Raw genomic sequence first — 9384 nt, forward strand, 5'->3', positions numbered from 1 at the left:
AGTGTGAGTGCTATTCTGGTCAGCGGAAGTTTGCACCGCGACCGTAGTTGCGGGGTCATGCAAACTGATAATCAAATATCCATAATCAAGACATCCTTTAACGGACCGCACTGAGAGGCGGGGAAGGAGGTCACGATGAGCGAGGTAACGCCGCAAACAACCGAGCTGCTCAATGCAGACGAAGTTGCACGTACCATCGCGCGCATCGCGCACCAAATTATTGAAAAAACTGCGCTGGATAGCCCAAATGCTGGGCGCGTAGTTCTCCTCGGTATTCCATCTGGTGGCGTACCGCTGGCGGAAAAGCTAGCCGATTTGATTGAACAGTTCTCCGGCATTCGTCCGGAAACTGGATCGCTCGATATCACCCTGTACAGGGATGACTTGCGCAAGGGCCCGCACCGCGCCCTGCAGCCCACGAACATTCCGAACTCCGGAATTGACGGCACCACCGTTGTTCTCGTAGACGATGTCCTCTTCTCAGGTCGCACAATTCGTGCCGCACTCGACGCTATTGCTGACATCGGTCGCCCGCGAGTAATTCAGCTTGCAGTGCTGGTTGATCGTGGTCATCGTCAACTACCAATTCGCGCCGATTACGTCGGTAAGAATCTGCCAACTTCCCGCGACGAAGACGTTGATGTGCTGGTAGAGGCACTTGACGGCCGTGACGCGGTTATTCTCACCCGGGCGGAGGAACAGTGAAACACCTGATTAGCATTGCGGATTTGACCAAGGATGAAATTGTCGGCCTGATGGATGAGGCCGATCGTTTCAAGGAAGTCATCCGCGGTCGGGAAATTAAGAAGCTGCCGACCCTGCGCGGCCGCACTATTTACAACCTCTTCTACGAGAACTCCACACGTACCCGCTCATCTTTTGAGACTGCAGGTAAGTGGATGAGCGCCGATGTTATTAATATCTCGGCTTCCTCTTCCTCTGTGAAGAAGGGCGAGAGCCTGAAAGACACCGCGCTGACTTTGGATGCTATCGGCGGCGATGCCATCGTCGTTAGGCACCCATCGTCGGGAGCGGCACAGCTGATCGCCAAGTGGACTGAGGAATTTGGCAACGGCCCATCGATCATCAACGCGGGTGACGGAAAGCACCAGCACCCGACGCAGGCTCTCCTGGACGCGGTGACGTTACGTCAGCGCCTCGGTGGAATTGAGGGGCGCAAGGTCGTCATCGTTGGCGATATTCTGCATTCTCGCGTCGCCCGCTCCAACGCTGATTTGCTGAGCAAGCTCGGCGCCGAGGTCGTCTTTGTCGCTCCTCCAACGCTACTGCCATTTGGCATTGAAACCTGGCCAGTGCGGGTCGCGTACCGCATGGAAGACGAGATTTGCGATGCCGATGCCGTAATGATGCTGCGCGTCCAACAGGAGCGTATGCATGGCGGCTTCTTCCCGTCGCACCGCGAATACGCCACGCGCTACGGGCTGTCGAAGGCTCGCGAGAAGATGCTTCGCGACGACTGCATTGTGATGCACCCAGGACCGATGCTTCGTGGCATGGAAATTAACGACGCCGTCGCTGATCTGCCGCGCACCGCTGTGCTGCAGCAGGTTGCCAACGGTGTCCACGTCCGCATGGCAGTTCTTTTCACACTGCTGACCTCAGGTGTTTCCGCCAACTTGGAAGGGCAGGCATAAATGTCGAATCGCAATGAGTATGACGAAGCCTCGTACCCAGAGGTAGGACCACTGGCAGCGTCCGCACGGGGACAGCTGCTGCTCAAGGGTGTGCGTCCCTACGGTGAAGGCGAAGATGTAGATGTCTTGATTGAAGATGGCGTTATCGCTGAGATTGGCGAAAATCTCACGGCCGAGGACGGGGTAGAGGTCCTGGAGTTCGACTCGCTGGTCCTTCTGCCAGGTCTGGTTGACATCCATGTGCACCTGCGCGAGCCGGGCCGTGAAGATACGGAGACCCTGGCCACTGGTTCCGCTGCCGCAGCACGTGGTGGTTTCACCGCAGTGTTCACTATGGCCAATACCGCGCCGGTAACCGACGACCCCTCGATTGCTGAGTCCGTATGGCTCAAGGGCCAGGCGCTGAACCTCTGCGACGTTCACCCGGTCGGCTCCATTACTAAGGGCCTGAAGGGCGAGACACTGACCGAGTTCGGCATGATGGCAGACTCGCAGGCGAAGGTACGTATGTTCTCCGATGACGGTAAGTGCGTCGACAATCCACTGATCATGCGTCGCGCGATTGAATACGCCCGCGGCGAAGACGTATTGCTGGCGCAGCACTGCGAAGATCCGCGTCTGACTGCAGATGCATCGGCCCACGAAGGTCCGACCGCCGCACGTCTGGGCCTGACCGGGTGGCCGCGCGTAGCCGAGGAGTCCATCGTTGCCCGCGATGCCATTATGGCTCGCGACTACGGCGGACGCATGCACATCTGCCACGCTTCCACCGAAGGCACGGTTGAGCTGGTCAAGTGGGCAAAGGAGCATGATATTCCGCTGACTGCCGAGGTTACTCCGCATCACCTGATTCTCACCGATGAGAAGCTGGAGACCTACGACGGCGTCTACCGCGTCAACCCGCCGCTGCGTGAGCAGCGCGACACCCTGGCTCTGCGTCAGGCTCTGATCGACGGAGTTATCGACTGTGTCGCTACCGACCATGCTCCGCACGGCTCTGAAGAAAAGTGCTGCGAGTTCGAGCACGCTAAGCCCGGCATGCTTGGTCTGGAGACCTCGATGCCGATTATCGCGGAAGAGTTCGTTTTGAAGGGCGATTGTGATTGGCGCTGGCTGGCCAAGGTCATGAGTGAGCGTCCGGCGCAAATTGTGAAGCTACCGGGGCACGGCCGTCCGATTGCCGTCGGCGAGCCTGCGAACCTGACCGTTGTTGACCCGGGCAAGAAGTGGACGGTCCGCGGCGAAGACCTGGCGTCGAAGTCCGAGAACACTCCTTATGAGGAAATGGAGATGGCCGTGTCCGTGGCAGCTACCGTGCTGCGCGGAAGAGTGACCGCTCTTAACGGAGAGGTCGCTGGATAATATTCATGTCAACGCATAAAAATTCACATGCGTCCCGTATGATTAATGTAAATTCCTCGCACGCTACCCAACTGAAAGGCAATAACGTGAGCAACGAGTCGCAGGCCGCGGCCGCTACAGCGGCAGTCCTGGTATTGGCAGATGGCCGAGTGTTCCGCGGACGCGGTTTCGGCGCCACCGGTACAACTCTGGGTGAGGCAGTTTTTACCACCGCTATGACGGGCTACCAGGAAACCCTGACGGACCCGTCCTACCACCGCCAACTGATCGTGGCTACCGCACCACAGATTGGCAACACCGGTTGGAACGATGAGGACTACGAGTCCCGCGGAAACAAGATCTGGGCAGCTGGCTTTATTATCCGCGATTTGTCGCGCATTCCCTCCAACTGGCGCTCGGAGCGCAGCTTGGAAGATGAGCTGAAGGCACAGGGCATCATCGGTATCCGCCAGATTGATACCCGCGCGCTGGTTCGCCATTTGCGCGACAATGGCTCGATTGCGGCTGGTATTTTCTCCGGTGCGGACGCACAACAGCCCGTCGATAAGCTGGTGGAAATCGTTCGTGCTCAGCCTGCGATGAAGGGCGCGGACCTGGCTCGCGAGGTCAGCACCGATGAGGCCTATGTTGTGGAAGCACAGGGGGAGAAGAAGGCACGTGTTGTGGCCTACGACCTGGGCATCAAGTCCAATACCCCGCGTGAGCTGGCTAAGCGTGGCCTGGAAGTCGTAGTTGTTCCAGCCAACACTCCGTACGAAGATATTAAGAAGGAATACCAGCCGGACGGTGTCTTCTTGTCCAACGGCCCGGGTGACCCGGCAACTGCTGACGAGATGGTTGCAGTCGCCAAGGCAGCACTCGATGACGGCATGCCGCTATTCGGTATCTGCTTCGGCAACCAGATTCTTGGCCGAGCACTGGGCCTGAACACCTACAAGCTGGTCTTCGGTCACCGCGGTGTCAATGTTCCGGTGAAGGACCACCGCACTGGCCGTATCTTTATTACCGCTCAGAACCACGGCTTCGCACTTGAAGGCAAGGCCGGCGAGAGTTTCGATACCCCGTGGGGCGAGGCAGAGGTTACGCACACTTGCCTTAACGACGACGTTGTGGAAGGTGTCGCGCTGAAGAACGGCATGGCCTTTTCTGTGCAATACCACCCGGAGTCCGCAGCCGGCCCGCACGATGCGCACTCTCTCTTCGATGACTTCCTGGAGCTGATTCAGAAGGTCGATTTCAACAAGTCCGCAACCGGAAACTCGAACAAGTAGGAAAGGGCTAAGGGACCTAACACCATGCCACGTCGTACAGACATCAACCACGTACTGGTTATCGGCTCCGGCCCGATTGTTATCGGTCAGGCCTGCGAGTTCGACTACTCCGGCACCCAGGCTTGCCGCGTACTGCGCGAAGAGGGCCTGCGAGTCACGCTGGTCAACTCCAACCCGGCAACGATTATGACTGACCCGGAGTTCGCAGACTCCACCTACATCGAGCCGATTGAAACCAAGTACATCGAAAAGATCCTGGCCAAGGAAGCTGCAGAGGGCAACCCGATTGACGCTGTCCTGGCAACTCTCGGTGGCCAGACTGCACTTAACGCAGCCATCCAGCTGGACCGCGAGGGCATTCTGGAGAAGTACAATGTCGAGCTGATTGGTGCTGATATTCCGGCCATTCAGCGCGGTGAGGATCGCCAGATGTTCAAGGACATCGTCGCCAAGATTGGTGGCGAGTCCGCTCGTTCCCGCGTCTGCCACAACATGGATGAAGTCCACGAGACTGTTGCAGAGCTCGGTCTTCCGGTCGTTGTTCGCCCGTCGTTCACCATGGGCGGTCTGGGCTCCGGTCTGGCTTTCAACCAGGAAGACCTCGACCGTATCGCAGGTGGCGGCCTAGCCGCATCGCCCGAGGCCAATGTTCTGATTGAGGAGTCCATCCTCGGCTGGAAGGAATTTGAGCTCGAGCTCATGCGCGATGGCGACGACAACGTTGTCGTGGTCTGCTCCATTGAAAACGTCGATGCCCTCGGTGTCCACACTGGTGACTCGGTGACTGTCGCGCCTTCGATGACACTGACCGACCGCGAGTTCCAGACCATGCGTGACCAGGGCATCGCAATTCTGCGTGAGGTCGGCGTTGACACCGGTGGCTGTAACATCCAGTTCGCCATCAACCCGAATGACGGCCGCATCATCACCATTGAGATGAACCCGCGCGTCTCCCGCTCATCGGCGCTTGCTTCCAAGGCAACTGGTTTCCCGATTGCAAAGATTGCCGCCAAGCTGGCTATCGGCTACACCCTCGATGAGATTACCAACGACATCACCGGTGAGACCCCGGCTGCGTTTGAGCCGGTGCAGGACTACGTGATTGTCAAGGCTCCACGCTTTGCTTTCGAGAAGTTCCCAGGTGCTGACGACACGCTGACCACCACCATGAAGTCCGTCGGTGAGGCAATGGCTATCGGCCGTAACTACATCGGTGCCCTCGGTAAGGTCATGCGCTCGCTGGAGAACAAGCCAGCTGGTTTCTGGACCGTTCCGGATGAGGGCTTCGCAGGTGAGCGCGCAAACGATGTCAACGCTGTCCTTGAGGACCTGAAGCGTCCGACTGAAGGCCGCATCTACGACGTTGAGCTGGCTCAGCGTCTGGGTGCTTCCATCGAGCAGATTCACGAAGCATCCGGCCTGGATCCGTGGTTTATCGCCGAGATGGAAAACCTGCAGGATATCCGTAAGGAGCTTATCGACGCTCCGGTGCTGACCTCTGATCTGCTTCGTGAAGCTAAGTACTGGGGCCTGTCCGACGCTCAGATTGCTGCGCTGCGTCCGGAGTTGGCCGGGGAAGACGGCGTGCGCGAGCTGCGCTGGCGCCTGAACATCCACCCAGTGTTCAAGACTGTCGATACCTGCTCCGCTGAGTTCGAAGCACAGACTCCGTACCACTACTCGGCATACGAGCTGGACCCAGCTGCTGAGTCCGAGGTCGCCCCGCAGACCGAGAAGGAAAAGGTCATCATCCTCGGTTCCGGTCCTAACCGCATCGGCCAGGGTATTGAGTTCGACTACTCCTGTGTCCACGCGGCCCTCGAGCTCTCCCGTGTTGGGTACGAGACCGTTATGGTCAACTGCAACCCGGAAACTGTTTCCACCGACTACGACACCGCAGATCGCCTCTACTTCGAGCCGTTGACTTTCGAGGATGTTCTCGAGGTCTACCACGCCGAGAGCCAGTCCGGAAAGGTCGCAGGTGTCATTGTTCAGCTCGGTGGCCAGACTCCGCTGGGCCTGGCTGAGCGCCTGCAGGCCGCAGGTGTTCCTATCGTCGGCACTAGCCCGGAGGCAATTGATTTGGCTGAGGACCGCGGTGAGTTCGGCAAGGTGCTGGCTGAGGCCAAGCTGCCTGCGCCGGAGTTCGGTACCGCCACCTCCTTCGAAGAAGCTCGCCAGGTTGCCGCTGGCATCGGTTACCCGGTGCTGGTCCGTCCGTCCTACGTTCTCGGCGGCCGTGGCATGGAAATCGTCTACGATGAGGCCACTCTGGAGGACTACATCAACCGCGCTACCGAGCTGTCCAATGAGCACCCGGTACTGGTTGACCGCTTCCTGGACAGCGCCATCGAGATCGATGTTGATGCACTGTGTGATGGGGAAGAGGTCTACCTCGGCGGCGTCATGGAGCACATCGAGGAAGCCGGTATTCACTCCGGTGACTCCGCGTGTGCGCTGCCTCCGATGACTCTGTCCGCAGGCATCATCGACAAGGTACGTGAATCCACCAAGGCACTGGCACACGGCATCGGTGTCAAGGGGCTGATGAACGTTCAGTACGCACTCAAGGACGAGACGCTCTACGTCATCGAGGCCAACCCGCGTGCATCCCGCACTGTGCCGTTTGTCTCCAAGGCAACCTCGGTTCCGCTGGCTAAGGCCGCATCCCGCGTTATGATGGGCGCTACTATCGCGGAACTTCGCGAAGAGGGCATGATCCCGTCCAACTTCGACGGTGGGTCTCTGCCTGCTGACGCTCCGATTGCGGTTAAGGAAGCCGTCCTGCCGTTCAACCGCTTCCGCGACTTTGAGGGCCGCGCTCTCGACAGTCTGCTGAGCCCGGAGATGAAGTCCACCGGTGAAGTCATGGGCCTGGCCGACAACTTTGGTGCTGCTTTCGCCAAGGGCGAGCTGGCCGGTTTCGGTGAGCTGCCGACCGAGGGCACGATCTTCGTCTCGCTGGCCAACCGCGATAAGCGCACTCTGGTCTTCCCGATTCTCACGCTGGCGGATATGGGCTTCCGCATCCTGGCAACGGAGGGTACGGCCGGCATGCTGCGCCGCAACGGTGTTGAGTGTGAGGTCGTCGCAAAGCGAACGACTGATTCCGAAGCCCCGACGGGCGAGCGCGACATCGTTGACATGATCCGCGATGGTGAGGTTGACATCATTATCAATACCCCGTCCGGTTCTGCTGGCGCACGCTCTGATGGATACGAGATTCGCGCTGCTGCTGTGAGCCAGGGCGTAACTTGTGTGACTACCGCTCAGGGTGCCGTCGCCGCGCTGCAGGGCATTCTGGCACTGCGTAACGGTGAGATGAGCGTTAAGGCTCTGCAGGAACTCGACCCGGCAGAGTTGGCTGCTCAGGAGCAGGCCTAACATGACCGCGAAGGCTGGAGATTCCACAGTGAAGACCGTCAAGGGTTTCGGTGATCGCCTCAGCGAGGTTGTCGCCGAGCGCGGTCGACTCTGTGTGGGTATCGACCCGCACCCGGGGCTGCTGGATGCCTGGCAGTTGCCGCATTCGGCTGACGGTCTAGAGCGCTTTGCCGCCACATGCGTCGAGGCGTTCGGTGACATCGTTGCCGTCGTCAAGCCCCAGGTGGCGTTCTTCGAAGCCTACGGTTCCAAGGGCTTTGCCGTGCTGGAGCGGACGTTGGCGGACTTGAAGGACGCCGGTGCGCTGTCGATTGCAGATGCCAAGCGTGGCGATATCGGTTCGACGATGGCTGCGTACGCTGAAGCCTGGCTATCGGATGGCTCGCCGCTGGCAGCCGACGCTCTGACGGTTTCTCCGTACCTCGGGTTCGGTGCTCTTGATCCGGCGGTTTCGTTGGCGTTGGAGAACGGACGCGGCCTGTTCGTGCTGGCCGCAACGTCCAATCCGGAAGGTGCGTCTGTGCAGAAGGCGACGGTTTCGGGTGAAAGTCTGGCTCAGACCATGGTCAACGAGGCAGCCGCTATTAATGCACGCCAGATTGCCGCTGGTGCAAAGGCTGGCAGCATCGGCGTTGTTGTTGGCGCAACGCTTGACGACGCTCCGGTGCTAAGTGACCTGCGCGGCCCCATTCTCATGCCCGGTGTGGGAGCTCAGGGTGGAACCCCGGCCGATGTAGATCGTCTGGCAGGGGAGTCCAGGGGGCTTGCACTGCCGAATATTTCGCGTGCGATTCTCTCGGCTGGGCCTGATTCTGCTGCGCTGCGGCGCGCAACTTTTGAAGCTGCAGCTCCGTTTCTTGACAAGAGTTAACAGCGGATCGCCGAATTGGCAGAGGCCCGCAGGGCGCACCTCATAGAACAGGTGCCCCTGCGGGCTTTCTGCGTATCTAATGGTGAGTGATTTGACACGTTACGAATATATTGCAACTAATTTGGGATTAATAATAAATGTGTTTATTAATCATTGTTGCTAGCGGGAAATCGTGCTATAAACAGCTTAAGAAAATTATGTCAATTCCGTAGTCAATTGAAGAACGGAGTGTGAAATGTATAGAAAGTGCATTAATGTATTGTGCGCATCATTAATAGGGTTCGTAGGGCTTTTGCCTGTATCTATTGCGAATGCCGAGGTCTATGGAACCTACAAGACAGGGGCATTTGCAACCGAACAGGAAATCTCCGCTGCTATCTCGCAATACTCGGTAGATAGGGATGGAGTCAAGCTTTTTGATAGTAAAGCCGCAGAAGACGCCGGAGTAGACATAAATATCATCAACGTTGGACTAGTCTACAATGAAATGTTGGCAGATGAAGTTGGCGGCCATAATCCGCATACTCGCTTAGCGAATCCATTAAATAGGTGGCGATATTGCGGAAAATACAATTCCGGACCCGGCGAGCCGTTAAATTCGGCAGACGAAGCGTGTAGGCGCCACGATAACTGCTTAGCTGCTGGTACTGCTGTCTGTTGGTGTGATTCGCAGCTTGTTTACGACCTTCGTCGCGTTCGGGGCCAATATTCTGGTGCCGATCGCGTTTATATCGAGGCGGCGATTCAGGCTGTGCCCCGATATCACGGCTGCCCGATTCCTGGGTGACCTTGAACGGAACGATTCAGCCGTCTTATTCAAGGGAAGGAGCGGAGGAATAAT

The 9384-nt window shown here is 58.2% G+C and carries 6 protein-coding genes; all 6 read left to right on the forward strand.

Annotated elements, in window-relative coordinates:
* Window positions 1-135 precede the first annotated feature (135 nt).
* The 6 genes from pyrR to pyrF are packed head-to-tail and all read left to right on the forward strand — an operon-like array spanning window position 136 to window position 8543.
* Complete coding sequence (gene pyrR / locus CORAM0001_RS08870; protein ID WP_005511495.1) at window positions 136-705, forward strand: bifunctional pyr operon transcriptional regulator/uracil phosphoribosyltransferase PyrR; 570 nt, start codon at window positions 136-138, stop codon at window positions 703-705.
* On the forward strand, window positions 702-1655 hold the full coding sequence (locus tag CORAM0001_RS08875) for an aspartate carbamoyltransferase catalytic subunit (protein ID WP_005511494.1): 954 nt from the start codon (window positions 702-704) through the stop codon (window positions 1653-1655). Before pyrR ends, CORAM0001_RS08875 begins: the two co-directional genes overlap by 4 nt.
* Window positions 1656-3017 carry a dihydroorotase gene (locus tag CORAM0001_RS08880; protein WP_005511480.1) on the forward strand — a complete coding sequence of 454 codons (1362 nt, stop codon included), beginning with the start codon at window positions 1656-1658 and terminating at the stop codon, window positions 3015-3017.
* A gap of 38 nt (window positions 3018-3055) precedes the next feature.
* On the forward strand, window positions 3056-4288 hold the full coding sequence (gene carA / locus CORAM0001_RS08885; RefSeq protein WP_425265867.1) for a glutamine-hydrolyzing carbamoyl-phosphate synthase small subunit: 1233 nt from the start codon (window positions 3056-3058) through the stop codon (window positions 4286-4288).
* A gap of 24 nt (window positions 4289-4312) precedes the next feature.
* A complete protein-coding gene (gene carB / locus CORAM0001_RS08890; RefSeq protein WP_005511496.1) occupies window positions 4313-7672 on the forward strand; it encodes a carbamoyl-phosphate synthase large subunit in 3360 nt (1119 codons plus the stop codon).
* Window position 7673: 1 nt separating this feature from the next.
* The gene (pyrF, locus tag CORAM0001_RS08895) at window positions 7674-8543 is read left to right on the forward strand and encodes an orotidine-5'-phosphate decarboxylase (protein WP_005511471.1); all 870 of its coding nucleotides are present in this window, start codon (window positions 7674-7676) and stop codon (window positions 8541-8543) included.
* The last annotated feature ends 841 nt before the right edge of the window (window positions 8544-9384 follow it).

The sequence above is a fragment of the Corynebacterium amycolatum SK46 genome (assembly GCF_000173655.1).
Taxonomy (GTDB): domain Bacteria; phylum Actinomycetota; class Actinomycetes; order Mycobacteriales; family Mycobacteriaceae; genus Corynebacterium; species Corynebacterium amycolatum_A.

Coding starts and splice junctions, on each gene's coding strand:
- CORAM0001_RS08880 (WP_005511480.1), top strand. CDS start 1,656: ATGTCGAATCGCAATGAGTATGACGAAGCCTCGTACCCAGAGGTAGGA.
- pyrF (WP_005511471.1), top strand. CDS start 7,674: ATGACCGCGAAGGCTGGAGATTCCACAGTGAAGACCGTCAAGGGTTTC.
- carB (WP_005511496.1), top strand. CDS start 4,313: ATGCCACGTCGTACAGACATCAACCACGTACTGGTTATCGGCTCCGGC.
- pyrR (WP_005511495.1), top strand. CDS start 136: ATGAGCGAGGTAACGCCGCAAACAACCGAGCTGCTCAATGCAGACGAA.
- carA (WP_425265867.1), top strand. CDS start 3,056: ATGATTAATGTAAATTCCTCGCACGCTACCCAACTGAAAGGCAATAAC.